The following is a 26,141-nucleotide window of genomic DNA, read 5'->3' as shown; positions in this document are numbered from 1 at the left end:
CTCTTTCGACGGTCGGACAGTGGCTGCTGGCTCTTCGGGCCGGACGGTCCTGGAAACGGCCCGCGTAGGCGGTCGCGAGGCTGCCAGGGCCGGCTCGGCCGGGCGTCGGTGTCCACCGGCGACGTCAGGTGCGACAGGCCGTCCCGGTCGGGTGCGATCGGGCCTCGAGCCGGAGCTCCGGCGGCGGCCTGCACGGGGACTTCGACCTTCGGCGAGGCCTCGAGCCGGAGCTCCGGCGGCGGCCTGCACGGGGACTTCGACCTTCGGCGAGGCCTCGGGACGGGGACGGCGGGGACAGGCTCCGACCCCGCGTCCTCATGTGTGTGCGCCGGCCCCGGGGCGAGCGACGGGATCGCTCGGGTCCGTCCGTGGCGGGACTACTTCGAAGCGGGGACCCGCTCCTCGACGAGCTGGACCAGTTCACCGACGTTGGCCACGGTGAACATGTCGACGACGTCCAGATCGACGTCGAACGTGCTCTGGATCGAGACCATCAGGCGGAGCAGCGACACGGAGGTGGCTCCGAGGTCGTCGAAAGTGCTGTCCAGCGCGACTTCAAGGGGGGCGAATACTTCGGAAATCACCGACATCAAGTCGTCGGACTGTGCGTTCGACATTTTGTGTTCCCAGATCTCTTGCATTCGAGGCCTATCCAGGTATTTGACCCTATGGTGTTGCTGAGACATCGTCAAGTCTCTTTTTTTGCTTGGGAGATGGTTGATGTCCAGATTGTGCAGCGTTGGGTCAGGTGGGCGAGATTGGTGTGAAACGGGCGTAGTGAAGCAACAGCTTGTCGAGTCGGCGCGCTTTCCCTGGTCGAAGGCTCGACAGGACGTGGGTGCCCTGGGGTAGGGTGGCCGACGTTTGATCGCACAGGCACACACCGCTGGGGGATCTGGTGTCAGAAATGACTTTTCGGCCTCTCACGCCTATCACTGGCGCGGAGGTGGAAGGCGTCGATCTCGCGGCGGAGCTGTCGCCGGCCGTAGTGGCCCGCCTTCGCGAGGCCCTGGTGCGTCACAAAGTTCTCGTTTTCCGGAATCAGCCGATGAGTGACGCGCAACAGGTTGAACTCACCAATGCTCTGGGTGGTGCCACTGCGGCACATCCCATCGTGAACGGTCTGAGAGAAGCCCCCGCCGTGTTGCGGACCGCACTGTCGGAGGAGCGACGGGCGCTGGTCGAGGCCGAGGCCGGCCTCAGTCATCCGCTGAAGGGAACGACACCGCGGCGCCTGCGGACCGAGTGGCATGTCGACAGCACCTTCGTGGTCAATCCGAACGCCATCACCATTCTGCGCGGTGTCGAGATTCCACCGGTCGGCGGCGACACTCTCTTCGCCGATCTGGAAGCGCTCTACGAAGGGTTGTCGTCTTCCCTCCGCGGGTACGTCGACACCTTGCAGGCGATCCACTCCCGACACGTCCCGACGGCGGCGCCCCGCTTCGACGGCAAGCCGGCCGGCCCCTTCGCGGCCGTGCACCCGCTGGTGCGGGTGCACCCCGAGACCGGTGCGCGCAGCCTGCTCGTCAGCGCCGTCTTCCTCCAGGCCATCCGCGGTCTCAAGCCCCGCGAGAGCGCGGCCCTGCTGGACTTCCTTCTCGACGAGCTCGCCGGGCGGGACGAGATCCACGCCCGGGTCCGCTGGGAGCGGGACACCCTCGTCATGTGGGACAACCGCGCCGTGGCCCATGCCGGTCCGGTGGACGGCCTGATGTTCCAGGAGGAGCGGATCGTGCACCGCACCACCGTCGTCGGCGACGTGCCCCGCGGGCCCGACGGCTTCGTGTCGCGCGCCCTCATGGGAGGCCGGTGCGAAGCGCTGGCCTGAGAGGCCGCGCCGTGACGCCACGGCGATCAGGTGGTCCATGCAGGTCAACTCGGTCATATGTAGATGTACTGGCATCGTGGCTCCGGCACAGATTCGGGCCAGTCGGTCCATTCTCCGGTAACTTCTGTGGGGGAAAAGCAAAATGCCGGTCGTCGACCACTGTGCAATAGCCGAAGCGCCACCCAGGTACCGCCTGTTATGCGTCGACTGCGGCTGGGAATCCGATCCGGAGTTCCGGCTCCGATGTCCCCGGTGTTCGGGTGCGCTCGATCCCATGATGAACCTGGAGAACGTCACCGAGCGCGACGGCGACCGGCCTGAGCTGACCTACCTGGACTTCCTTCCGGTCGAATCCGAGCACTTACTCGACGCCGGCATCAGTGTGCGGACCCCCTGCCGTCCGGCCTCACGTCTCGGAGCGGTCATCGGTCTGCCCCGCCTCTGGGTGAAGGACGAGTCCCAGCAGCCGACCGGGACCACCAAGGACCGGCTGGCCTCCGTGGTCCTGGCCGTGTTCCGGCAGTTCGGGATCAAGGAGTTCGTCGCCTCCAGCACCGGGAACAGCTCCACCGCCCTGGCCCGCGCCGTGCGGAGGGACCACTCGATGCGGGCACACTTCTTCTGCGGCCGTGACTTCACCGGCGACCACGACATCGAGACCGGCGACCGGGTGTCCCTCACCGTGGTGGACGGCAACTACGCACAAGCCACCCGGGCGGCCCAGGAGTTCGCAGCTCGCAAGGGGCTGGTCTGGGAGGGCGGGTTCTTCAACTGGGCCCGTCGCGAGGGCCTGAAGCTCACCTACCTGGAAGCTTTCGACGCCATGGACGACAAGCCCGACGTCGTCGTCCAGGCCATCAGCAGCGGCATGGGGATGATGGCCGCACGCAAGGGCGTGGCAGAGTACCTCGCCTGCGGCCGGCTCACCTCCTCGCCCCGCTTCGTGATGGTCCAGCAGGACACCTGCGCGCCGATGGCCGTGGCCTGGCGGGAGGGACGGGCCGAGCTCACCGAGGACGACGTCATCGAGCACCCGACAGGTCTGGCCCGGGCCATCCTGCTCGGCGACGGCCGGGCCACCTATCCCTACATGCGGGACATCGCCACCGAGAGCGGTGGCTCCATCGTCTCGGTGAGCCAGGACGAACTGGTCCAAGCCCGTACGATGCTCCGCGAGCTGGAGGGGCTGGACGTCTGCCACTCCTCGGCCGCGACCATCGCCGCGCTGCGCAACGAGGCCGCGGCCCGGCGGATCACCCCGGACCAGGTCGTCCTGGTCAACCTGACCGGCCGTGAGCGGTACACCGCCGCCGACGCCGGACCGGCCCTCGCCGCCGCCACGGCCGGCTGAGCCTCCCCTCTCCGAGCCGGATGCCACCGCTCCCACCGGAGTGATGTGCCCGCCCTCACGTTCGCAAGGAATTCGTTGATACTCAGTCACCTCACCCCGCAGCAGGCCGAGCGCCACGCCGAGTTCCGTGCCTTCGCCGACCGTGTCCTGGTCCCGCGGGCGGACCGCTGCGACCGCGAGCAAGCGGTCTCCCGGGAGACCGTCGCCGACCTGGCCGCGCAGGGCTACCTCGGCGCGCCCGTCCCGAAGGAGTTCGGCGGCCTCGGCATGGACTGGGTCGAATACGGACTGCTCACCGAGGAACTGGGCCGAGGCTGCCAGTCGGTCCGCAACCTCGTGGCCGTGGAGGACATGGTCGCCCACTCGATCCACAAGTGGGGAACGCAGGAGCAGAAGCAGCGGTGGCTTCCCCGGATCACCTCGGGCCGAACGCTGGCGGCCTTCGCCCTGACCGAGCCGGACGTCGGCAGTGACGCCGCCGCCGTCGGGACCACGGCGACGGCCGACGGCGCCGATGTCGTCCTGCGCGGCACCAAGAAGTGGATCAGCTTCGCGCAGATCGCGGACCTCTTCCTGGTCTTCGCCGCGTTCGACGGGCAGCACACCGCCTTCCTGGTGGAGCGGGACACTCCCGGCCTGTCGGTGGAACCGATCGATGGCCTGCTCGGCCTGCGCGGCTCGATGCTCGGCCGGATCACCTTCGACGACTGCCGGATCCCGGCCGCCAACCTGGTCGGGCGTCCCGGCCTCGGCCTCACCTTCGTCGCCTCCAGCGCCCTCGACCTCGGCCGCTACAGCACCGCCTGGGGCTCGGTCGGTCTGGCTCAGGCCTGCCTGGAGGCCTCGACGGAGTACGCCGGCCGCCGCACCCAGTACGGCACCGAGATCCGCAACCACCAGCTGGTCCAGCAGCTGCTGGCCGACATGCTCACCGACACCGTCACGGCCCGGCTGCTCTGCTACCACGCCGGGGTGAGCAAGGAGCGCGGGGAGACGGAGTCCGTCAACCACACCCTGCTGGCGAAGTACCGGACCTCGACGATCGCCGTCAAGGCGGCCGCCGACGCGGTGCAGATCCACGGTGCCCAGGGCATCGGGGCGGAGGCTTCCGTTCAGCGTCACTACCGGGACGCCAAGGTGATGGAGATCATCGAGGGCACGACGCAGATCCAGCAGACCATGCTCGGTCAGTTCGCCGTCCGGGCGGCCCGGCTGTGAGCGAGCTCCGGACGGGGGCGGTGACATACGGTCAGCTGTCGGTCCTGCGTTCGCTGGAGACGCACGGCCCCGACCATCGGGCGGTCGCCAATCTGGTCAGTGCCTGGGAGGTGCCGTTCGGTCTCGGCGCGGCCCAAGTCATGGATGCTTGGCTCCAGTTGGTGGAGAAACACGATTCGCTGCGGACCACCTACGACCTGAGCGGCCCGACGCCGGCCCAGACGGTCCACCCGTACCGCCCGTCCCGGGTGGCTGCGCTGGAGCTGGCCGAGGACAGCTTCGCGGCGGCCCTGCGGCTGGGTGCCGAGGCGGCCGTCGAGCCGATCGACATCGAGACCGAGTTGCCGTGGCGCGCGTTCGTCACCACTCACCGGGGGGATGCGCTCCACCTGGTCACCGTGATCCACCACGTGGCGGCCGACAACGGTGCGCTGCGGGTGCTGGAGGAGCAATTCGGTGTCCTCCTGGAGGGCGGGGCGCTCGGGCCGGTGGTGCAGCCGCTGGAAATGGCGCGGGAGCAGCAGGAGGAACCGGGCACCCGCAGCGTCCGGCACTGGACCGAGGCCTGGAGCCGGCTCGTCCCGACGGACCGGGATCCGGAGGACGCCACCGAGCGACGCCGGGCGTCGCTCTACAGCCTGGAGGGACTGACCGCCGCGCGGGAGCTCTCCGACCGGCTGAAGATCTCGGTCCAGTCGGTGGTGCTCGGCGTCGGCGCGCTCGCGCTGTCCCGGCTCAAGCGCACCGAGCGGATGACCTTCGCGCTGATGGCCGCCAACCGGCTCACCACCCGGTGGGTGCCGCTGGTCGGCTCGCTCAACCAGTTCGCCCCGGTGACCGTCACGGTCGACGAGGAGGCCCACCCGCTGGAGTATCTGCGGGCCTGCTACGTCCAGTCCATGGCGGCGTACATGAACGGCTGCTACGACGTCGACGCACTGAAGGAGAGTCTCCGGGAGGCCGGCCTGCCGGAGACGGACCCCACCGCCTTCGCCAAGCACTACAACTTCCTCGGCGATGTGGGCGCCGAGCCGGCCGCCGGGTCCTCCCTGCGCACCGGGATCGAGTGGCGTCCGTCCACCCAGCGGTCAGGGCCGAACTTCCACCTGGCAGTGGCCACGGGGAAGGGAGTCCTCATCGGAGTGGGCGCGAGCCGCGATTATCTCGAAGGAAATCTCCCAGCCGTTCTCGCGGCGTCGATCGAGGCTGGTCTGATCAATATGTCCAAGGGGTTCGAGAACTCCCTGGCGGAAGTTTCACTGGATAATACTTGGCGAATTTTCTGAAGGCAGAGGAATGCGGGGAGAAACGCTTCTTCTCCCCGCACTTCGGCATCCCTGGGCCTGGTCGAGCCAGTTCTAGAAGCCTGCGCAGATTCCCCGAAGCTGCTTCTTCATCATGACCACCTCCCGTCCGTGGTGACTATAGCCACAGGCGGTCGGGAGGTGGAAGGAATATCTGGATACGGCCCAGGAAAGATGGTTAGGATTTCACTCATGACGGATTCGTACGCCGATCCGGGAACCCCGGATCACCGAAGTGCCGCGCGTTACCTGTGGTGGCTGACCATGAGTCAGCGCCGGCGGGTGACGGGCGGTGCGGTGATCGGCACCCTCTGGATGGTCGGCCTCCTGCTGCCGCCGTACCTCATGCAGCGTGCGATCGACGACGGGCTCCAGCAGGGGAAGACCGGCGTCCTGGTCGGCTGGGTGGCCGCACTGGTCGGCGCCGCGCTGCTCAACGCATGGCTCGGCATCATGCGCCACCGCATCATGACGCGGGTCCGGATGGACGCCACCTTCCGGACCATCAAGGTCGTGGTCGCGCACTCCACCCGGCTGGGTGCCGAACTGCCCCGCAAGGTGACGGCCGGCGAGGTGGCCAGCATCGGCGTGGGCGACGTCGCGCAGATGAGCCAGACGCTGACGATCACCGGCCCGGGCGTCGGCGCCGTCGTGGCGTACATCGTGGCGGCCGCGCTGCTGCTGTCGGTCTCCGTCACGCTCGCCCTCGTGGTCCTGCTGGGGGTGCCGTTGCTCGCGGTCGTGGTCGGACCGCTGCTGGAACGCCTCCAGGGCGCGGAGTCCAAGTACCGCGCGCAGCAGGGGGCGCTGACCGCCCGGCTCGGGGACATCGTAGGCGGCATGCGCGTACTCAACGGCATCGGCGGCAAGGAGATGCTGGCCGGCCGCTACCTGCGCGGATCGCAGGACCTGCAGGCCGAGGGCTACCGGGTCGGCGCCGTCACCAGCTGGATCCAAGCGCTCTCGGTCGGCCTGCCCGCCCTCTTCCTCGCGCTGGTGACCTGGCTGGCCGCCCGGATGGCAGCCGAGGGCACCATCACGATCGGCACGCTGGTCGCCGTCTACGGCTACGTCGCCGTCCTGGTGGTACCGGTCTCCAACTTCATCGAGGGCGGATACGACCTCACCAGGGGTCTGGTCGCCGCTCGACGGGTCGTCCGGATGCTCGACCTGAAGCCCGCCTTCGAAGACGCCGCAACACTGCGGCCGGCCCATGACGAGCCATCGGCACTGCACGACGCCGACACCGGTGTGGAACTGGCCCCGGGCCGGCTGACCGCGATCGTGAGCGCCCGCCCAGCCGATTCCGCGGCCGTGGTCGACCGGCTCGGCCGGTACAGCGCATCCGCCGCGACCTGGGGCGGCGTGCCGCTCGCCGAGATCGCCCTGGCCGAGATCCGCAGGCGGATCGTGGTGGCGGACAACGACGCCGACTTCTTCTCCGGCACGCTGCGCACCGTGGTCGACGGCCGGTCCGAGCACACCGGCCCGTCCATCGCCCAGGCCGTCCGAGATGCCGCGGCGGAGGACATCGTGCAGGCACTGCCCGATGGCCTGGACACCATGATCCAGGCCCAGGGCAGCAACCTCTCCGGCGGTCAGCGCCAGCGGCTGCGGCTGGTCCGTGTCCTGCTGGCGGACCCGGAGGTGCTCCTGCTGGTCGAGCCCACCTCCGCCGTGGACGCCCACACCGAGGCCGCCATGGCCGCCGGGCTGCGCCGGGCGCGCACCGGGCGCACCACCGCCCTCACCTCGACCTCCCCCGTCCTCCTGGAGCAGGCCGACACCGTCTGCTACCTCGTCGACGGCCGTCTGGCGGCGGCCGGCCCGCACCAGGAACTGCTCGCGACAGAGCCCGGCTACCGCGCGCTGGTGGCTCGCGGCGAAACCGCCACCGAGTCCACGCCCGCCGAGGAGGCCGTCCGATGACTGCTCAGACCGAGACCGACCCCGGACGGCTCCCGATCGCCGGTCCCGCCGAGGTCCGCCGGGCCGCCGTGCGCCTGATGAGGCAGGACGGCCGTGCCGTCGCCGCGATGCTGACCCTCAACGGACTGGCCGCGGCCGCCGGTCTGGGCGGCCCCTGGCTGCTGGGCCGGATCATCGACGACGTCCGGGGCGGCGCCGGCACCGGACACGTCGACCGACTCGCCCTCGGCATCCTCTGCTTCGCGCTCGCGCAGCTGCTCCTCGGCCGCTTCGCCCGCTACGCCGCCCACCGCTTCGGCGAGCGGACCCTGGCGCGGATCCGAGAGCGGTTCGTCGACCGCTCCCTCGCCCTGCCCGCCTCGGTGGCCGAACGCGCCGGCGTCGGTGACCTGCTGACGCGCGGCACCGCCGACGTCGCCACCGTCGGCTCCACCCTGCGCGACGCCGGGCCGGAGGTCTCCGTGGCGCTCGTCCAGGTCCTCCTGATCCTGGTCGCCATGCTCGCGGTCAACCCGCTGCTCGGCATCTGCGGGCTGCTCTGCCTCTCCGGGATCTGGTTCGCCACCCGCTGGTACCTGCGCCGCGCACACACGGGTTACCTCGCCGAAGGCGCCGCCAACTCCGCGCTGATCGAGATCCTCACCTCCACCGCGACGGGGGCCCGCACCGTCGAGGCCCTGGGCCTCCAGGACCGCCGCATCGCCGCCACGGCCGAGGCGGTCGAGCACTGCCGGGCCACCCGTACCTACACCCTCAGCCTGCGCACCGTGCTCTTTCCCGTGGTCGAGTTCTCGTACATCGCCCCGGTCGCCGGCATCCTGCTGCTCGGCGCCGCCCTGCGCGACACCGGCGCGGTCACCACCGGCGCGGTGGTCGCCTGCGCCCTCTACTTCTGGAAGCTCTCCGAGCCGCTGGACAAGATCCTGCTCTGGCTCGACCAACTCCAGCGCAGCAACGCCTCCTTCGCCCGGGTCGAGGGCATCGGCCAGATGGACGCCCCGGCCGTGACCGGCGGCGTCCGGCCCGAGGACGACCGGATCGACGTGGTCGACGTCCGGTACGCCTACCAGGGTGAGCGGGACGTCCTGCACGGCGTCGACCTCACCGTCCGTCCGGGCGAGCGGCTGGCGATCGTCGGCCCGTCCGGAGCCGGCAAGTCCACTCTGGGCCGGCTGCTGGCCGGGGCGGAGACGCCCCGCACCGGACGGGTGACAGTGGGGAAGGTGCCCGTCGCCGAGCTCGACCCGGCTCAGCTGCGCCGACATGTCGTCCTGGTCTCCCAGGAGCATCACGTCTTCCTCGGCACCGTCCGGGACAACCTCCTGATCGCCGCGCCCGCCGCGACCGACCAGGACCTGCACGCGGTGCTGGCCGCCGTCGACATCGACTGGGTGGACGAGCTGCCGGACGGGCTGGACACCGAACTCGGTGCCGGCGGGCTCCGTCCGAACGCCCAGCAGGCCCAGCAACTCGCCCTGGCCCGGGTGGTCCTGGCCGATCCGCACACGCTGATCCTGGACGAGGCCACCTCCCTGCTCGACCCGACCACGGCCCGGCACACCGAGCGCTCGCTGGCGGCCGTGCTCAAGGAACGCACCGTGATCGCCATCGCCCACCGCCTGCACACCGCCCACGACGCGGACCGGATCGCGGTCATGGACGGCGGCCGGGTGACCGAATTGGGCAGTCACGACGAGCTGTTGGCGGCCGGCGGCGGGTACGCCGCGCTGTGGAAGTCCTGGCACGGCGCCTGAGCGCGGCCCAGCCCTCCCGACCCCTCCCCACCCGTAGGAGCGGAACCCCATGCACTCGGCACCACCACAGACCGCCCAGAGCTGGGTCCGACCGATTCCCGGCCGGACCGGGCCCGGCGCCCTCCGGCTCTTCTGCTTCCCGTACGCCGGGGCAGGCGCCTCGGTCTTCCGGGGGTGGGGCGCCGGACTCCCGGAAGGAGTGGAGGCATACGCCGTGCAGCTGCCGGGTCGGGAGGACCGGTTCTTCGACCGGCCGATCGCGGACCTGGAAGAGCTGCTGGACGTCCTTCTCCCCGCCCTGCTCCCGTACCTGGACCGGCCGTTCGCCTTCTTCGGGCACAGCATGGGCGCCATCGTCAGCTGGGAGCTCGCCCGCAGGCTGCAGCGAGAGCAGGGGCTGGAACCGGTCCGGATCACGGTGTCCGGCTGCCGGGCGCTACCGGCCCACGAATCCAGGAAGCCGAGTGAACTCGACCTCTCCGACGAGGAGCTGATCAACGAGCTCCGCCGTCTCAACGGCACGCCGGAGGTGTTGCTGCAGAACCCGGACTTCGCCGCCTTCATCCTGCCGACCTTCCGGGCCGACCTCTCGCTGTTCGCCGGCTACGTCTACCGGCCGGGCGAGCCGCTCACCTGCCCCGTCTCGGCCTTCGGCGGCGACGCGGACCCCAGGGTCGCCGAGGAGCACCTCCAGGGCTGGGCCGAGCTGACCACCGGCCGGACCGAGGTGGAGGTCTTCCCCGGCGGCCACCTCTTCCTCAACGACGAGCGGGAGGCCGTGCTCCGGAGCGTGTCCCGGGCGCTCCCGGCCGTCGGCCACTGACCAGTACTTCTTTTCGAACCCAGGGGGCTCGCGTGGAGACAGTGTGGAATGTCGTCCAGGCTCAGGCGGAGCGGACGCCCGAGGCCGTGGCCGCGCGGACGGCACGCACCTACACCTACCGTGACGTCGCCGCGCTGGCCGCAGACCTCGGCGAGCGGACAGCGGCGAAGGTCCGGCCGGGCTCCGTCGTGGCGCTCGACGCGTCCAGCCGGTTCAGCGGGGCCGTCGGCATCCTCGCCGCGAACGCCGCGGGCTGCGCCGTGCTGCCGCTCGACCGGCAGAGCCCGCCGGCCAGGCGGGCCCGGGTCCTCGACGACGCCCGCCCCGCCCTGCTGCTGCGCGAGCTGGCCGAGGGCGAGTTCGCCCTGGAGGAGAACGGACTGTCGTCGCCGCCGAGGGAACCGGACCTGGGCGAGATCGCCTACATCCTGTACACCTCCGGCTCGACCGGGCAGCCCAAGGGCGTGATGGTGGGCCACGAGGCCCTGATCGACCGCCTCGCCGGCCTGGCCGAGCGGCCGGGGCTGGCGGCCGGCGAGAGCGTGCTGGCGATGGCCGCGCTGTCCTTCGACATCTCGCTGGTGGAGCTGCTCCTTCCGCTGACCGTGGGGGCCTCCTTCACGGTGGTCCCGGAGGAGACCAGGGCGGATCCGCTCGCCTTCGCGGAGCTGGTGGCGGGGGCCGCGCCGGACGTCGTCCAGGCCACCCCCAGCTTCTGGCGGATGCTCACGGCCTCCGCCTGGAAGGGTGCGCCCGGCAGCCGGCTGTGGACCGGCGGAGAGACGCTCACCCCGAGCCTCGCCCGGGAGCTGCTGCCGCGGTGCGGTGAACTCTGGAACGTGTACGGCCCGACCGAGGGAGTCCTCTGGTCCACGGCGGCGCGGGTGGACTGCGCCGAGCGGATCTCGCTCGGCGAGCCGGTGGCCGGGGTGGGCCTCCTCACCGACGAGAGCGGTGAACTCCTGCTCTACGGGGAGGGGCTGGCGCACGGCTACCTCAACCGGGAGGAGCTGACGGCCGAGCGTTTCCTGCACAGCGACACCCCCGACGGCCGCCGCCGCGTCTACCGCACCGGGGACCGGGTCGCACGGGGGCCGGACGGCGCACTGGTGTTCCTCGGCCGCCTGGACAGCCAGGTCAAGCTGCGCGGACACCGGATCGAGCTGGGCGAGGTGGAGGCCGTCCTGGAGGAGCACCCGGAGGTCTCGCAGGCCGTCGTGCTGGTCCAGGACGCCGACCGGCCCGACACCGCGGCGCTGGTGGCCTTCGTGGTACAGCGCGCCGAGGCGGACCTCCAGGGCTGGTTGAAGGACCGGCTGCCGCCGAGCCACCACCCCGCCAGGATCACTGCCCTGTCCGCGCTGCCCCGCACCACCACGGGAAAGGTGGACCGGATCGGGCTGGCGGCCGGCCCGGCCGCCGGCGACCGGGCGGTGCAGGCCGCCGAAACGCCCGCCGCGGCGCCCCCGGGGGACGTCCGGGCACTCGTGGCCGAGGCGTGGCGGCAGACGCTCGCCGCGGACTCCGTCGACGAGGACACCAACTTCTTCGACGCCGGCGGGAATTCGGTCCTCCTGACGGTGCTCCAGAAGCGGCTCACCGACGGCCTCGACATCCGGGTGCCGATCAAGGAGATCTTCCGGAACCCGACCGTCGCCTCGCTGACCGACCACATCCTCCGTACGGAGACGCCCGAGTGAACCTCTACTGCATTCCTTACGCCGGGTGCTCGGCACGCGTCTACGACCCGTGGCAGCGGCACCTGCCGGACCGCGTCACCGTCGTGCCGCTGGAGCTCCCCGGCCGGGGCTCACGCTGCGTGGAAGAGCCGATCGACGAGCTGGCAGCCCTGCTCGCGGACCTGTACCAGCAGCTCGACCCGACCTCGCCGTACGTGCTGTTCGGCCACAGCTACGGAGCTGTGATCGCCTTCGAGCTGACCAAGTTGCTCCGCTCCAAGGGCGCTCCGCAGCCGTCGGCGCTGCTGGTCTCGGCCAGCCGCGCACCCCGGCTGCCGGCCGCCGACGCGGACAGCCACCGACTCTCCGACGCCGAACTCATCGAGCGACTGGCCGCGTTGGGCGGAACTCCGAAGGAGCTGCTGGAGAACGAGGAGCTGATGGACATCTACCTCCCCGTCATCCGCGCCGACTACCGGATCATCGGCGACTACGGCACCGGCACCCCGGGCACGGTCGGCTGCCCGGTGGTGGCGTTCTACGGGGACACCGACGACGAGGCGGACCGGTCCTCGGTCGAGGCGTGGGCGGACTACACGGACGGTCCCTTCCGAGTCGAGGAAATCCGCGGCGACCACTTCTTCCTGCACTCCGCCGAGCGTGAGCTCGTGGCCGCCGTCGAGGCGGTCTGTACGAAGGGGGAGCCGTGCTGAGTCCGGCCGCCGCACCGGTGACCCCCGGCCAGTTGTCGGTCGCCCCGCCGCGCCGGGTCGACCAGAACCCGGAGAGTACCAAGTGACCGTGACACAGGCCCCACGCTGCCCCTACCGCGACGACGACCGTCCGGCGGCCGACCCCTGCGCGGACTACCTCCCGCTGCGGGAGGAGGAGCCGGTCTGCTGGGACGAGGACCTGGAGGTGTGGATCGTCTCCGGGTTCCGCGAGACGACGGCCCTGCTGCGGCACCCCGCTCTGTCGGCTGCCTGGCCGCAGCGGGGCACCACCACCCTGCACCGGGAGGGAGAGGGCGGGGGACGGGCCGCAGAGGTCGTGCGCAGGTGGTTCATGTTCAACGACGACCCCGAGCACGCGGCGGCCCGCCGGGTCGTCGCGCCGCTCTTCGCGGCCGACCGGCTCGCCGCGATGCGTCCCGTCGTCGAAGAGCTCGTCGACGAGCTCCTGGCGGGGCGGACGGACGGGCTGGAGGTGATGGCGGAACTCGCCGTCCCGCTCTCCAGCCGGGTCATCTGCCGGATCCTGGGCCTGCCCGGGGAGGTCGCGCCCCGGCTGCACGACTGGGCGCCCGACATCGCGGCGCTGCTGCTGGCGGACTACCTGCCGGAGGTCAGGACCAGGGGTCATCGCGCCCTGCGGGAAATCGCGGACGTGGTGGACGAGGCCCTGCGCTCGGAGGTCCGCGAGGGCACCGGGCTCTGGCTGCTGCGCGACGCCCGCCAGAGGGGCGTCATCGAGGCCGCCGACGTCTGGGCCACGGCGAGCCTGCTGATCTACGCCGGGTACGAGACCACCTCGACCTTCATCGGCAAGGCCGTTCGGGCCGCGCTGCACGCCGATGCCTGGGCCGACCTGCGGAGCGGTGAACCGGGCCCGGCGGTCGACGAGCTGCTCCGTTTCGACACCTCGGTCCAGCAGGTGGCCCGGGTGGCCACCGCGCCCGTGGAGGCGGCCGGCCACCTGATCGCGGAGGGGGATCTCGTCCTGCTGATGCTCGGCGTGGCCAACCGCGACCCGGCCGTCTTCGCCGACCCGGACCTCCTGGACTACGACCGCGAGATCAGGCGGCACCTCACCTTCGGCTTCGGCGCGCACTACTGCCTGGGGGCGGGGCTGGCGCGGATGGAGTCCGAGATCGTACTGGAGCGCCTCGCCGGCAAGTGGGCGGATCTCGCCCTCGACGGGCCGCCGGTGACGAGGCAGCACTTCGGCGTCACCCTCCTGGAACGCCTGGCCGTGCGCGGCACGGCCTCCTGACGGCCGACCGCACATCCCTGAAAGGAGAGTTGGGATGACACGAGTGACGAGCGGCTCCCCGGAGTCGGCGGACAGCCTCATCGGTGGGGAGCGGGTGTCGCAGCACCACCTCTGCCAGTTCCTCACCCACCAGGATCACCGGGGCGACAGGGACGTGGTGGAACGCGCCGCCCGGGCGGACCGGGAACTGCTTGCCGGGGACAGGAGTGGTCTGTGATGCAGGGCATCGTGAACGAACCGACGGCGGTCCGGATGCTCGGCGCGATCGTCGACGCGCATCCGGACGCGGTTGCGGTCGAGTGCGGCGAGCAGAAGCTCACCTACCGCCAGTTCTGGGACGCGGCCGCCGCGGTGGCCGGACGCATACGGCAGGCCGAGGGCCACCGGAGCGGTTGCCTCGTCGGCCTGCTCTTCGAGCGCGGCATCGAGGGCATCGTGGCGCAGCTCGGAAGCTGGCTCGCGGGTGCCGCGTACCTGCCGCTCGACCCGGCACTGCCGGACGGCCGGGTCGAGGCGATCCTGCACGACGCCAGGCCGGTGGCCGTGCTCGCGCAGGAGGGGCTCGCCGGACGGGTGCCCGCGGGTGTTCCGGTACTCGACAGCACCGGGACGGCCCCGGCGCCGGTGCCGCCGGCCCCGCTGGCCTACGTCATCTACACCTCCGGTTCGACCGGTACGCCCAAGGGCGTCGAGGTCGGCCACGCGGGCCTGGCGAACCTGGTGTCCTGGCACCGGGAGACCTACGGCACCCGGCCCGGGGTGCGGGTCGCGGCCTTCGCCGGGCTGGGGTTCGACGCCACGGTCTGGGAGGTCTGGGCGGCCCTCGCGAGCGGGGCGACGCTGGTGCTGCCGACCGAGCGGCTGATCGTCGACAGCGCGGTGATCGCCGGGTTCATCGAGCGGAGCGCCATCACGCACTGCTTCCTGAGCACCCCGCTCGCCGAGCAACTGTTCGCCCTCCCGGCCCCGCCCGTCGGCCTGGCCGTCCTGCTGACCGGCGGGGACCGTCTTCGGGTGAGCCCGCCGGCCGGCTTCCCCGCCGCGGTCTTCAACCACTACGGGCCGACCGAGGCCACCGTGGTGACCACCGCCAGCGCGGACCTGCGCCGCCGCCCCACCGAGGGCGCGCCGGTGATCGGACGCCCCATCGCCGGCGCGAAGGTCCGGCTGGTGGATGCCGACGGGGCCGAGGTCGCCGAGCCCGGTGTGCCCGGGGAACTGCTGATCGGAGGCGATGTCCTGGCCTTCGGCTACCGGGGCGACCCGGAGCTCACCGGCCGCAGGTTCGTCGCCGACCAGGACGGGAACCGCTGGTACTCCTCCGGCGACCTCTGCCGCTGGACGGCCGACGGCGAGCTGGAGTTCGTCGAGCGGCGGGACGCCCAGGTCAGCATCCGCGGTCACCGGGTGGAGCCGGCCGAGGTCGAGCAGGAGATCCTGGCCGTTCCCGGAGTGGACCAGGCGGCCGTCGTCCACGTGCCGGACCAGGACGGCGGATCGCTGCGCGCCTTCTTCTGCGGCGAGGCCGAGCCGGGCGACATCCGCGCCGCACTGACCGGTCGGCTGCCCGCGTACATGCTCCCCAGCGGGCTGCACCGGCTCGTCGCGATGCCGCTGACACCCAACGGCAAGATCGACCGGAAGGCCCTGCCGGACACTCCGGTCGCAGCCGCGGCCGAGCCCTCCCCCCTCGGCGCCACCGAGGCGCGGATCGCCGAGATCTGGTCCGAGCTGACCGGGAACCTCCCCGGCTCCGGGGACAGCTTCTTCGAGATCGGTGGGCACTCGCTGATCGCCGCCCGGGCGGTGTCCCGGACGCGTGAGCAGTTCGGCATCAAGATCGGGCTGCAGGCCATCTTCAACCATCCGGTCCTCGCGGACTTCTCCGCCGAGGTCGACGAAGCCGTCAGGAGTGCGGAGTGATGCAGGACCAACGGCCCCTCGTGATACTGGAGTTCGGGAACGAGGTGCCCCGGAGGACCTTCGGCGCCATCCTGCCCGACGGTTGGCAGGAGCGGACCCTCAGGATCGACCCGTTGCACTACCCCGGCCTCGCCGACGGAGTCGTCGGGACGGCCGAGCAGGCCGCCCACTGGGCCGAGCGGATCACCGCCGCCGGGCCGCTCCCGGTCGCGGTGCTGGCCTACTGCTCGGCCGTCGGCCTGGCCTCGGCGCTGGTGGAGGCGCTGCCCGGGCCGGACGTCCCGCTCATCGTGCTCGACCCGGCACCGGCCGATCCCACGGCGCCTCAGGAACTGCTGGACGACCTCGCCCTGGCCATGGACGAGTCCGCCGAGGTGCCCTCGATCGCCGGCCTGCCGTCCGGTGACGCGCTCACCCTGGCCGGCTCCTTCCTGCTCTCGGTGATCACCGGCTGCTCGCCCGGGCTCGACGAGGAGATCCTGGTCGAACTGACCGAGGGGCAGCGGGCCTGGCTCAGCTTCACCCTGACCGCGGCGGTGCCCCCGCAGGCCCCGCCGGCTCCCACCCACGTCCTGCTGAGCGAGGCGCTCGACTGGCCGGGCTCCGGGGCGGTGCACCGGGTCGACGTGACGGCGGAGCAGCTGTTCCACGCGCCCGCTGTGAAGGACCTGCTCACCAACCTGCTGGCCACCGGGGAGAAGGAGGAGCCGTGCAGCCCGCCCGCGTAGAGCGTGACGCCGTCGACGTACCCGCCCCGGGAGCGGTGGACGCCGTGATGGCCGAACTCGACGGGGCCGCCTCGTGATGACCCTCCTGCCGCCCGGCGTGGAGGTCGAGGAGGCGTACGGTGATCTGCCCGACGTCCCGCTGCAGCCGGGGGAGGCCGAGGCGGTCGCCCGGTCACCGGTCGCCAGGCGCCGCGAGTTCGCCACCGTCAGGCACTGCGCCCGAACCGCCCTCGGCCGGCTCGGCATCCCCCCGGCCCCGATACTCCGGGGCGCGGCGGGGGCACCGCGGTGGCCGCGCGGCGTGGTCGGCAGCATGACCCACTGCTCGGGCTACCGGGCGGCCGTGGTCGCCCGGGCCGGGGCATACCACTCCCTCGGCATCGACGCGGAGGTCCACCAGCCGCTGCCCGACGGGGGCCTGCGCCTGATCACGTCGCAAGCCGAACGGCGCCACCTCGCGGAACTCCTCCGCCGGGACGCGGAGGTGCACTGGGGCATGCTGCTCTTCGCCGTCAAGGAGAGCGTCTACAAGGCGTGGTACCCCCTGGGCGGCACCGTGCTCGACTTCGCCGACGCCGAAGTCGTCCTCGACCCGGAGAACGGGACCTTCACCGCCCGGCTGTTGGCTTCGGAGGCGACGGCCGACGGGGCCGGCCCGGTCTTCTTCGAGGGGCGGTGGCGGGTGGCGGACGGGCTGGTCCAGGCCGCGAGCGCCGTTCCGGGTCGGCCGTGCACTTCCTGAACCGGTCGCGTCGGTCCCGGCATTTCGTAAACCATTGATCTGAGGATTGGCTGGCCAAGTGGAAGACCCCGAGGATTTCGAGGGTGACAGGGCCTGGTTCGAACTGTGGAACGGCCAAAGGGGGTTGTGGCTCCAGCATCAGCTGGACGAGGGCCGGGAGGAATCCAACCTTCCGTACTGGCAGCACGTGTACGAGGCGGTGGACATCGTCGCCGTGCGCCGTGCCGCGGCCTTCCTGATGGACCGGCACCAAGCGCTGCGGCTGTCCTTCCGGGACACTCCGGAGGGTCCGCGCCAGCGTGTCCTGCCCGAGTTCGACCTGGACGTACCGCTCGTCGACCTGACCGGCGAGGCCGATCCGACGGCCGAACTGAATCGGCGCGTCCGGGCCGAGAACGCGACCCCCTTCGACGAACTCGCCACCCCGCCGGTGCGGCTCAAGGTGTTCAAGCTGGCCGCCGACCACCACTGCCTCCACGTGAACGTGCACCACATCATCGCGGACGGCACCAGCATGGGCATCCTCATACGCGAACTGCTGCTCTGCTACCGAGCCTTCGCCGCGGGTGGACAGCCGCAGCTGCCCCCGCTCCCGACGACCTACGACGCCTTCGTACGGGGTCGGCGGGAGTGGCTGGCGAGCGACCAGAGCAAGGCCATGGAGGTGTACTGGCTCGACCAGCTGGCCGCCCCGCTGCCGCGGCTGCGCATCGGGGACTACGACGCGCCCGCCGACGCGGTGGTGAACGAGACGCTGGAGTTCGACGTCGAGGCCGACACGGCCGCAGGGCTGGCGGCACTGGTCAAGAAGCTGCGCGTCACGCCGCACATCCTGTTGCTCAGCGTCTACGCGGTCGCGTTGCGAGACATCAGCGCCGACGACGACATCGTGGTCTGCGTCCCGTTCTCCGGCCGGGACACCAAGGAGTCGAACGGCATGTTCGGCAGTTTCGTCAACCCGCTCTCCGTCCGGGTGCGGATGTCGGGCGAGGACCCCTTCGAGGAGGTCGTGCGCCGGACCAGGGCCGTGAGCATCGGCGCCTACGCGCACAGCCGTTATCCGTTCACCCTGCTGCTCGAGAAGCTCGATGCGGAATCCCGACCCGGCCGGAACCCGGTCTTCTCGACCTCCTTCCAGTTCGCGGACTTCCTGCCCCCGGCCCGGCAGACCTCGCAGCTCGACCTCTGCCTGTTCGGCAAGCCGGACGGCGACCGGCTCGGTCTGCGGCTCAACTACAACTCCCGACGGCTGGCGAAGTCCGAGGCCGAGGAGGTCCGGTCGGCCTTTCTGGCTGTCCTGCGGACGGTCGTCGAGGACGTGACGGTCCCGCTGGCCGCCCTGGCGGAGCCGCTGGCGCGGGCCAGGCGGGCGGCGCGGACCGTACCCGCCGGCCGTCGCCGGCTGGGGGCCCTGCGAGCCTCCCGGCCCGGGACGCCGAACGCCTGAGCCGGTATCGCGCCATCTCACCGAAAGGAAGGGCCCATGGACGGACAGCGTGACGACGACGGCTATGTCGTGGTGATCAACTCCGAGGAGCAGTACTCCATCTGGCCGCAGGGCCGCGAGCTGCCCGCCGGCTGGCGGGAGACGGGCGAGCGGGGCTCGAAGGAGGCCTGTCTCGCGCACGTCGACGAGGTGTGGACGGACATGCGTCCGCTGACCCTGCGCCGGGAGATGGCGGGCGGGACCGGCCGATGAGGGTGACGGTCAGGCCGCTCGCCGAGCGGCCACAGGCGGCCACGCGGCTGTTCTGCTTCCCGTACGCCGGCGGCGGTGCCTCGGTGTTCCGCGACTGGGCCGCCGCCCTGCCCGCCGACATCGAGCCGTGGTCGGTACAACTTCCGGGCAGAGAAGACCAGTTGGGCGCCCCACTGTTCGACCGGATGGGCGCGGTGCTCAACGTCCTGGTGCCCTCGGTCATCCAGCACCTGGACCGTCCGTTCGCCTTCTTCGGGCACAGCATGGGCGCCCTGGTGGCCTGGAGCCTCACCCGCACCCTGCAGCGGATGGAGATCGGCTCACCCACCCGGCTGTTCGTCTCGGGGTGCGTACCGCCCCAAGCCCGGGAGGAGACCGCGTACCACGCCGGTCCGGAGAAGGAGCTGATCGGGAAACTGCGCTCCTGGTCCGCGACACCGGAAGCGGTTCTGGCGGACCCGGAACTGATGCGCCTGATGCTCCCGGTGATCCGGGCCGACCTCGCGGTGATCGAGACCTACCGGTTCACCGGCGGGCCGCTGCTGACCTGCCCGGTCACGGCGTTCGGCGGGACCGAGGACGATCCCGCGGGCATCGCGGCGATGCCGCGCTGGGGCGAGCTCACAGCCGGCGGCTTCGACCTGCGGATGTTTCCCGGCGGCCACTTCTTCCTGCACTCCGCCCGTCCGGCCGTGCTCGCCGAGATCGCCGGGCGGCTCGCCGCGGTGCCCCGGCAGAACGTTCACTGACCCCGAAGCCCTTCGAAACAACCCATCCTCTCGATCGACGGATTTAGGTGGAACGACATGTCGCAGCGGTCCGTGATGGACGTCGTCTCGGATGTGTGGACGGCTGTCCTGCACACCGAGATATCCGGTCCTGACGCCAACTTCTTCGCGTTGGGCGGAAACTCACTGAAAGGCGCCAGGGCGATCAGCCGGCTGCGCGAGGAACTGGGCATCCGGATTCCGCTCAGCGTGCTCTTCGACGCACAGACCCTCGCCGAGCTGACCGCGGCCATCGAGGCGATGCGGGAGACGGAGCCCGGGGCGGAACAGACCATCGAGCCGTTCGACGGGCGCTCGGGCGAGGTCTTCCACGCGCCCACCTCGTTCACCCAGCAGCGGCTGTGGGTCGACGAGCACATCCAGGGTCCGAGCTCCCGCTACAACATCCCGATGGCGCACGAGCTCGTGGGCCCGCTCGACATCACGGCCCTGGGGCAGGCCGTCCAGGCGCTGGTCGACCGGCACGAGGTCTTCCGTACCACCATCGAGGCGGTCGACGGCATCCCCGAGCAGGTGATTCAGGCCGAGGCCGCATTGCCGCTGACCGTGGCCGACCTCCGGGACGAGCCGGAGGAGAAGCAGGAGCAGGTCCTGGCCGACCTGCTCCTCGACTCCGCCCAGCGGCCGTTCGACGTGGAGCGGGGGCCGCTGCTCCGGGTCGAGCTGTACCGGCTGGACGAGGACTGGCACGTCCTGCTCATCAACCTGCACCACATCATCACCGACGTGTACTCCTTCGAACTCGCCATGGCCGAGCTGCTGGAGCTCTACGCCGCCGCCGCCGACGGCGGGATCCCGGCGGCCGTGAAGCCGCCGGTGCAGTACGCCGACTACGCCGCCTGGCAGCGGCGCACGGTCACCGGGACCACGCTCGAACGCCAACTGGACCACTGGAAGGACCGACTGCGCGGCCCGCTCCCCGTGCTGGACCTTCCGACCGACCTGCCGCCCCGGGAGACCGGCACGAGCCAGGGGGCGTCGGTGGACATCGAGCTGCCCCGAGCGGTGTCGCGCAGGATCCGCGAGCTGTCCAGGGAGCACAACGCCACTCCGTTCATGACCATGTTCACGCTGCTCAACGTGCTGCTCAGCCGGTACAGCGGCCAGACGGACATCGTGGTCGGCATCCCCAGCGCCAACCGTGATCTGCCGGAGCTCGAGTCCATGCTCGGGTGCTTCCTCAACACCCTCGCCGTGCGCAGCGACCTGTCCGGCGACCCGACGCTGGCCGAGCTGCTCGGCCGGGTCCGGGGCAGGGTCCTGGAGGCCTTCGCCCACCAGGACGTCCCCTACGAGCGGGTGGTCAACGCGGTCTCGACCGACCGTTCCTCCCGGCAGGGGCCGTTCCGGGTCATGCTGGCGTACCAGCACGCGGTCCCGGCGCCGGAGCTGGCCGGGATCACCGTCAACGACGTCGAGTTGGGCCTGAACCTGAAGGCGGTCAAGTTCGACCTGGTGTTCCGGGTCGTCGAGACCGAATTCACCTACCGCCTCGCGGTCGACTACAACACCGACCTGTTCCTCGAGGACAAGGCCTGGCGCATCCTCGACCACCTGGCCGTGCTCGCGGCCGACGCGGTGGCCGCTCCCGCCAAGCGCCTCTCCGAGCTCACCATCCTTCCCGAGGAGGAGCGTCGTCAGCTCGAGGAGTGGTCCACCGCCCGCTGCGGTCCTTACCCCACGGACCTCTTCCTGCACCGGCTGTTCGAGGCGCAGGCGCTCAGGACCCCGGGCGCGGACGCGGTGGAGAGCGGCGACGAGCGGGTCAGCTACCACGAACTCGACCGCAGAGCATCCCGGTTGGCCGACGAGTTGACGGTGCGCGGCATCGGCACCGACGATCTGGTCGGCCTGTGCGCGGACCCGTCGGTGGACCTCATCGTCGGCATCCTCGGCATCCTGAAGTCCGGTGCCGCCTACGTGCCGATCGATCCGCTCGCCCCCGTCGACCGGATGTCGTACGCCGTCGCGGACAGCGGGATGAAGATCCTGGTCACCACCCCGGAACTGCGGGACCAGCTGCCGACGGCCGTCCTGGAGAGCGTGGACGTGGTGAGCACCGCGCAGGACGGCGCGCAGGACGGCGCGCAGGACGGCCCGCAGGTCGGCGTCCCGGGGTCCGCGCTGCACCCCTCGCAGCTGGTGTACCTGATGTACACGTCCGGGACCACCGGCCGGCCCAAGGGCGTCGGCCTGCCGCACACCGCGATCACCCCGTGGATCCAGTGGGCCCAGGACATCCGTCCGATCGGGCCCGGCACCCGGGTGGTGCACAACCTCTCCTACCACTTCGACTGGTCTGTCGAGCAGATGTTCCACGCACTGACCGCAGGCGCCTGCCTGGTCATGCTGCCCCGCGAGGTCAAGGCCGACGGCCGGGCCACCGCCCGGTTCATCAACGAGCAGTCGATCCACATGCTGTACCTGACGCCGACCCAGATGCGCGGCATCACCGACGCCGGCCTCGACATGCCGACCCTGCGGCACGTGTCCATGGGCGGCGAGAACCTGGACGCCGACCTGGTGGCGCGGACCCGTGCGGTCGTCTCCGCCGGGTGCGAGATCTGGAACGAGTACGGGCCGACGGAGACCGCGGGCGCGGCCCTGGTCGGCCGGATGGGCGACGAGCCGCTGGAGCGCAGCTCCATGCCGCTGGGTGAGCTGATCGCCAACGCCTCCTGCGCGGTGGTCGACCGCTGGGGGAACCCGCAGCCCATCGGCGTGCCCGGCGAGCTCTGGATCGGCGGTGACGGCGTCGCTCGCGGCTACCGCAACCAGCCCGCCCTGACCGCCGACCGGTTCGCCCCGGACCCGGCCCGGTCCGACCGACGCCTCTACCGCACGGGCGACCTGGTGCGCCGCCTGCCCAACGGGGAGATGGAGTTCCTGGGCCGGGTCGACAACCAGGTCAAGATCCGCGGCGTGCGGGTCGAGCTGGAGGAGATCGAATCGGTGCTGCGCGGTCACCCGGAGGTGGCGAACGCCGTGATGGTCCTGGAGCCCGACCAGCGGCTGGTCGCCCACGTGGTCAGGACACCGGGCAGCGGGCTCGACGAGGCCGCGCTCCGTGCCCACCTCGCCCCGAAGCTGCCCATCGTCATGCAGCCGGCCGTCTTCATGTGGCTCGAGGCCATGCCGCTCTCCCCGACCGGCAAGGTGGACCGCCAGCGGCTGCCCCGACCCGAGCCGGTTCCCGTGCTTCCGACGGCCGTGACACCGCCGAGCACGCAGACGGAGCGCACCGTCGCGGCGGCCTGGGCGGAGGTGCTCGGGTTCGCCGAGGTGGACGTGCGGGCCAACTTCTTCGAGGCCGGCGGGGACTCGTTCTCCCTGCTGGCGGTCGTCAGCCGACTGCGGGCCGAGCTCGAGCTGGACATCCCGGTGCGCGCCCTGGTCGACGCGCCGACCGTCGAGACGCTGGCCGCGCACATCGAGGCACTGCGCCGGGCGGCCTGACATCCGTACTTCCGAGCCGTGGCGGTCGCGGAACGGCGAGAGCCGAGTCCCCGGCGAGCCATACGCCCCTGCGCCTCCGCCGCGGGGCGACGAATCCTTCTCGGCCTCGTCGGTGCCTGTCCCGGTCCGGCGGTCAGTTCGACAACGATGGGAAGTGACGTCATGAGCGACACCGCGGCTCACGACATGGCGGCAGAGACGCTGCCCGAGCTGTTCGCGGCCCAGGTGGCCCGCACCCCCGACGCCGTCGCGCTCGTCGGCGCCGATGCATCCCTCACGTACGCCGAGCTGGATGCCAGGGCCGGCCGACTGGCGCGGTCGCTCATGGCCAAGGGGGCGGGGCCCGAAACGGTCGTGGCGGTCGCGGTGCCGCGATCCGTGGAACTGCTGGTCGCCCTCTACGCGGTGCACAGGGCCGGGGCCGCGTACCTTCCGGTCGATCCGCTGCTGCCCGCCGAGCGTGTACGGGAGATGACCGAGGACGCACGGCCCGTGCTGATGCTCGACAGCGAGGACGTCCGGCGGATGTCGGAGGAGGGCGCGCCCGGGGCGGACGAGACCGGGTGGCCCTCGCCGCACCCGTCGAGCACCGCCTACGTCATCTTCACCTCGGGATCCACCGGCCGGCCCAAGGGGGTGGCCGTGTCCCACGAGGCCATCGTCAACCGCCTGCGCTGGATGCAGGCGGAGTATCCGCTGGGCCACGACGACCACGTCCTGCAGAAGACCCCCGCCGGATTCGACGTCTCCGTGTGGGAGTTCTTCTGGCCGCTGTGCGTCGGCGCGCGCCTCGTCCTGGCCGGGCCGGACGAGCACCGGGACCCCAACCGGATCGCCGAGTTGATCCGGGCGGAGCGGATCACGACCGTGCATTTCGTCCCGTCCATGCTGCGTCACTTCCTCGAAGGGCCGACGGCGGCCCGATGTGATTCGCTGCGCCGGGTGTTCGCGAGCGGCGAGGCGCTCTCGGCCGATCTGCGGTCACGGTTCTTCCGCCTCCTGGACGCCGAACTGCACAACCTCTACGGGCCCACCGAGGCCGCGGTGGACGTGTCCCACTGGCGCTGCGGCCCCGGCGACCCACCCGGCCCGGTGCCGATCGGGGCCCCGGTGCGGAACACCCGGCTGTACGTTCTGGACGAGCAGCTGAACCAGGCCGCGCCCGGTGCGGTCGGCGAGCTCTACATCTCGGGTGTCCAGCTGGCCCGGGGGTACGTCAACCGGCCGGGGCTGACGGCAGAGCGATTCGTCCCCGATCCCTACGGCCCCGAAGGCAGCCGGATGTACCGAACCGGGGATCTCGCCCGGCGGGACCCCGACGGGGTCCTGCACTACCTGGGCCGCGACGACCACCAGGTCAAGGTGGGAGGCGTGCGCATCGAACTCGGCGAGATCGAAGCGACGTTGGCCCGGCACACCGCGGTCGCCGACGCGGTGGTGGCCGCGAGGCCCGACGAGGCCGGCGGGACGCGGCTGACCGCCTACCTCGTACCCGACCCCGTCGAGGCCGCCGCGCTGCGGAACCTGTGCCGCCTCGAAGAAGCCGGGCTCCTCGACCGGAAGGACCTGCAGACGCTACCGAACGGCATGGCCGTCGTCGCGCCCAACCGGTCGGAGGCGGACTTCCTGTACCGCGAGATCTTCGAAGAGGGCGAGTACCTGCGGCACGGGATCACGCTGCCCGACACCGGGGCCTGCGTCTTCGACGTGGGCGCGCACATCGGGTTCTTCTCGCTCGCGGTGGCCCGCTCCCGTCCCGGCAGCGTGGTCCATGCGTTCGAGCCGATTCCGCAGCTGTTCCGCATGCTCGAACTCAACACCCGGCTGCACGGAGTCGACGCCAGGCTGTTCCCGTGCGGCCTCGCCGAAGAGGCGGGTACGGCGTCGTTCACCTACTATCCGCAACTTTCGATAATGTCGGGGCGATTCGGTGACATCGCCGAGGAGCGCGGTGTCCTGGAGGCCTTCGTCCGCAACGAGCAGCCGATGCGCGAAGCCCTTCCGCACAGCGGTGCGGCGGATCTCGACAGTCTGCTCACGGAGCGGCTGCAACACACCGACGTGACCTGCGAGCTGCGCACGCTGTCGGACGTCATCGACGAGACCGGTGTGGAACGGATCGACCTGCTCAAGATCGATGCGGAGAAGAGCGAACACGCGGTGCTTCTGGGGCTTCGTGAGGAGCACTGGAACCTGGTCCGCCAGCTGGTCGTCGAAGCGCACAACACCCCGGGCCGGATCGACTGGATCCGGGGCCAACTGGAGGGGCGGGGGTACCGGGTCACCGTCGATGGGCCGGCGATGCTCGCGGAGACCGGTCTGGTCACCTTCTACGCGGTCCGCGGCGGGCAGCCGGCCCCCGGTGGCGGGGACAGTGCCGCACCGGCGCACCGCGGGTCGGGTTGGTCGTCCCCGGATCTGTATGTCGAGGACGTGCGGCGAGAAGCGGAGCTCCGGCTCCCGCCGCAGATGGTTCCGGACCACTTCGTGATCGTCGACGCGCTTCCCCTGACGGCCAACGGCAAGCTCGACCGGGCGGCACTGCCCGCGCCCCGGCACCGACCGACCGGGAGACCGGCCGCTCCGCGCGACACGACCGAGGCGCTGCTCCGCTCCCTGTTCGCCGACGTGCTTGCCGCACCCGACATGGGGATCCATGACGACTTCTTCCGCCTGGGCGGCAACTCGTTCGACGCGATCCGCCTGGTGGCCCGGATCCGTGAGGCGCTGGGTGTCGGAGTGACCGTCCCCGGCCTGTTCAAGGCCCCGACCGTGGCCGCCTTCGCCGAACTGCTGGCCCATGGACCCGACGGAGCCCCGTTCCCGCTCGACGCATGACCCTTGCGCTTCGGCCGACACGGCAACCGAGGGGCCGGGCCGCCGGGCCGAGGGACTCCGAACACGTCCGCCGGGCCGTTGGATCC

The 26,141-nt window shown here is 71.2% G+C and carries 19 protein-coding genes and 1 pseudogene; 19 read left to right on the top strand and 1 reads right to left on the bottom strand.

Features of this window, described 5'->3' with window-relative positions:
* Positions 1-377: 377 nt before the first annotated feature.
* Positions 378-617 carry an acyl carrier protein gene (locus tag ACWGJO_RS23075; RefSeq protein WP_452186391.1) on the bottom strand — a complete coding sequence of 80 codons (240 nt, stop codon included), beginning with the start codon at positions 615-617 and terminating at the stop codon, positions 378-380.
* Positions 618-907: 290 nt separating this feature from the next.
* Between ACWGJO_RS23075 and ACWGJO_RS23070 the strand changes: the two genes are divergently transcribed.
* The 19 genes and pseudogenes from ACWGJO_RS23070 to ACWGJO_RS22980 form a co-directional block, all read left to right on the top strand.
* Complete coding sequence (locus tag ACWGJO_RS23070) at positions 908-1,831, top strand: TauD/TfdA dioxygenase family protein (RefSeq protein WP_452186405.1); 924 nt, start codon at positions 908-910, stop codon at positions 1,829-1,831.
* A 274-nt stretch (positions 1,832-2,105) separates the two neighbouring features.
* A complete protein-coding gene (locus ACWGJO_RS23065; RefSeq protein WP_452186389.1) occupies positions 2,106-3,182 on the top strand; it encodes a threonine synthase in 1,077 nt (358 codons plus the stop codon).
* 75 nt (positions 3,183-3,257) lie between these two features.
* Positions 3,258-4,400: an acyl-CoA dehydrogenase family protein gene (locus tag ACWGJO_RS23060; protein ID WP_452186387.1), complete on the top strand. Its 1,143-nt coding sequence runs from the start codon at positions 3,258-3,260 to the stop codon at positions 4,398-4,400.
* Positions 4,401-4,420: 20 nt separating this feature from the next.
* Positions 4,421-5,686 (top strand): condensation domain-containing protein, encoded by a 1,266-nt coding sequence (locus ACWGJO_RS23055; RefSeq protein ID WP_452186385.1) that lies wholly within the window; start codon positions 4,421-4,423, stop codon positions 5,684-5,686.
* A 210-nt stretch (positions 5,687-5,896) separates the two neighbouring features.
* Positions 5,897-7,633 carry an ABC transporter transmembrane domain-containing protein gene (locus ACWGJO_RS23050; protein WP_452186383.1) on the top strand — a complete coding sequence of 579 codons (1,737 nt, stop codon included), beginning with the start codon at positions 5,897-5,899 and terminating at the stop codon, positions 7,631-7,633.
* Complete coding sequence (locus ACWGJO_RS23045) at positions 7,630-9,387, top strand: ABC transporter ATP-binding protein (protein ID WP_452186381.1); 1,758 nt, start codon at positions 7,630-7,632, stop codon at positions 9,385-9,387. The genes ACWGJO_RS23050 and ACWGJO_RS23045 overlap by 4 nt, the downstream gene beginning before the upstream one ends.
* Positions 9,388-9,436: 49 nt before the next feature.
* Positions 9,437-10,210: a thioesterase II family protein gene (locus ACWGJO_RS23040; RefSeq protein ID WP_452186379.1), complete on the top strand. Its 774-nt coding sequence runs from the start codon at positions 9,437-9,439 to the stop codon at positions 10,208-10,210.
* 32 nt (positions 10,211-10,242) lie between these two features.
* The gene (locus tag ACWGJO_RS23035; RefSeq protein WP_452186377.1) at positions 10,243-11,910 is read left to right on the top strand and encodes a non-ribosomal peptide synthetase; all 1,668 of its coding nucleotides are present in this window, start codon (positions 10,243-10,245) and stop codon (positions 11,908-11,910) included.
* Entirely contained in the window at positions 11,907-12,602 is a 696-nt protein-coding gene (locus tag ACWGJO_RS23030) for a thioesterase II family protein (RefSeq protein ID WP_452186375.1), read from the top strand. Before ACWGJO_RS23035 ends, ACWGJO_RS23030 begins: the two co-directional genes overlap by 4 nt.
* An 88-nt stretch (positions 12,603-12,690) precedes the next feature.
* On the top strand, positions 12,691-13,881 hold the full coding sequence (locus ACWGJO_RS23025) for a cytochrome P450 (protein ID WP_452186373.1): 1,191 nt from the start codon (positions 12,691-12,693) through the stop codon (positions 13,879-13,881).
* Between the two features lie 34 nt (positions 13,882-13,915).
* Complete coding sequence (locus ACWGJO_RS23020) at positions 13,916-14,098, top strand: hypothetical protein (RefSeq protein ID WP_452186371.1); 183 nt, start codon at positions 13,916-13,918, stop codon at positions 14,096-14,098.
* Positions 14,098-15,804 carry a non-ribosomal peptide synthetase gene (locus ACWGJO_RS23015; protein ID WP_452186369.1) on the top strand — a complete coding sequence of 569 codons (1,707 nt, stop codon included), beginning with the start codon at positions 14,098-14,100 and terminating at the stop codon, positions 15,802-15,804. Before ACWGJO_RS23020 ends, ACWGJO_RS23015 begins: the two co-directional genes overlap by 1 nt.
* Complete coding sequence (locus ACWGJO_RS23010; protein WP_452186367.1) at positions 15,804-16,532, top strand: hypothetical protein; 729 nt, start codon at positions 15,804-15,806, stop codon at positions 16,530-16,532. Before ACWGJO_RS23015 ends, ACWGJO_RS23010 begins: the two co-directional genes overlap by 1 nt.
* Positions 16,533-16,608: 76 nt before the next feature.
* Positions 16,609-17,274 carry a 4'-phosphopantetheinyl transferase family protein gene (locus ACWGJO_RS23005; RefSeq protein ID WP_452186365.1) on the top strand — a complete coding sequence of 222 codons (666 nt, stop codon included), beginning with the start codon at positions 16,609-16,611 and terminating at the stop codon, positions 17,272-17,274.
* A 58-nt stretch (positions 17,275-17,332) separates the two neighbouring features.
* A complete protein-coding gene (locus tag ACWGJO_RS23000) occupies positions 17,333-18,721 on the top strand; it encodes a condensation domain-containing protein (RefSeq protein ID WP_452186363.1) in 1,389 nt (462 codons plus the stop codon).
* 36 nt (positions 18,722-18,757) lie between these two features.
* Complete coding sequence (locus ACWGJO_RS22995) at positions 18,758-18,973, top strand: MbtH family protein (RefSeq protein WP_053690741.1); 216 nt, start codon at positions 18,758-18,760, stop codon at positions 18,971-18,973.
* Positions 18,970-19,722, top strand: coding sequence for a thioesterase II family protein (locus tag ACWGJO_RS22990; RefSeq protein ID WP_452186361.1), 753 nt, complete (start codon positions 18,970-18,972; stop codon positions 19,720-19,722). The genes ACWGJO_RS22995 and ACWGJO_RS22990 overlap by 4 nt, the downstream gene beginning before the upstream one ends.
* Positions 19,723-19,779: 57 nt before the next feature.
* On the top strand, positions 19,780-23,217 hold the full coding sequence (locus ACWGJO_RS22985) for a non-ribosomal peptide synthetase (protein WP_452186359.1): 3,438 nt from the start codon (positions 19,780-19,782) through the stop codon (positions 23,215-23,217).
* Between the two features lie 177 nt (positions 23,218-23,394).
* Positions 23,395-26,055: pseudogene (locus ACWGJO_RS22980) on the top strand (amino acid adenylation domain-containing protein); the annotation flags it as partial.
* Between the last annotated feature and the right edge of the window lie 86 nt (positions 26,056-26,141).

This window comes from Kitasatospora sp. NPDC054795 (assembly GCF_053611565.1).
The sequence above is the reverse complement of the archived record's forward strand: the minus strand, read 5'-3'. Positions and strand labels throughout refer to the sequence as shown.

Bases quoted from the DNA above. Each gene is read 5' to 3' on its own strand.
- ACWGJO_RS23065 (WP_452186389.1), top strand. From the start codon at position 2,106: ATGATGAACCTGGAGAACGTCACCGAGCGCGACGGCGACCGGCCTGAG.
- ACWGJO_RS22995 (WP_053690741.1), top strand. From the start codon at position 18,758: ATGGACGGACAGCGTGACGACGACGGCTATGTCGTGGTGATCAACTCC.
- ACWGJO_RS23045 (WP_452186381.1), top strand. From the start codon at position 7,630: ATGACTGCTCAGACCGAGACCGACCCCGGACGGCTCCCGATCGCCGGT.
- ACWGJO_RS23040 (WP_452186379.1), top strand. From the start codon at position 9,437: ATGCACTCGGCACCACCACAGACCGCCCAGAGCTGGGTCCGACCGATT.
- ACWGJO_RS23005 (WP_452186365.1), top strand. From the start codon at position 16,609: ATGACCCTCCTGCCGCCCGGCGTGGAGGTCGAGGAGGCGTACGGTGAT.
- ACWGJO_RS23050 (WP_452186383.1), top strand. From the start codon at position 5,897: ATGACGGATTCGTACGCCGATCCGGGAACCCCGGATCACCGAAGTGCC.
- ACWGJO_RS22990 (WP_452186361.1), top strand. From the start codon at position 18,970: ATGAGGGTGACGGTCAGGCCGCTCGCCGAGCGGCCACAGGCGGCCACG.
- ACWGJO_RS23070 (WP_452186405.1), top strand. From the start codon at position 908: ATGACTTTTCGGCCTCTCACGCCTATCACTGGCGCGGAGGTGGAAGGC.
- ACWGJO_RS22985 (WP_452186359.1), top strand. From the start codon at position 19,780: ATGTCGCAGCGGTCCGTGATGGACGTCGTCTCGGATGTGTGGACGGCT.
- ACWGJO_RS23075 (WP_452186391.1), bottom strand. From the start codon at position 617: ATGTCGAACGCACAGTCCGACGACTTGATGTCGGTGATTTCCGAAGTA.
- ACWGJO_RS23020 (WP_452186371.1), top strand. From the start codon at position 13,916: ATGACACGAGTGACGAGCGGCTCCCCGGAGTCGGCGGACAGCCTCATC.
- ACWGJO_RS23015 (WP_452186369.1), top strand. From the start codon at position 14,098: ATGCAGGGCATCGTGAACGAACCGACGGCGGTCCGGATGCTCGGCGCG.
- ACWGJO_RS23010 (WP_452186367.1), top strand. From the start codon at position 15,804: ATGCAGGACCAACGGCCCCTCGTGATACTGGAGTTCGGGAACGAGGTG.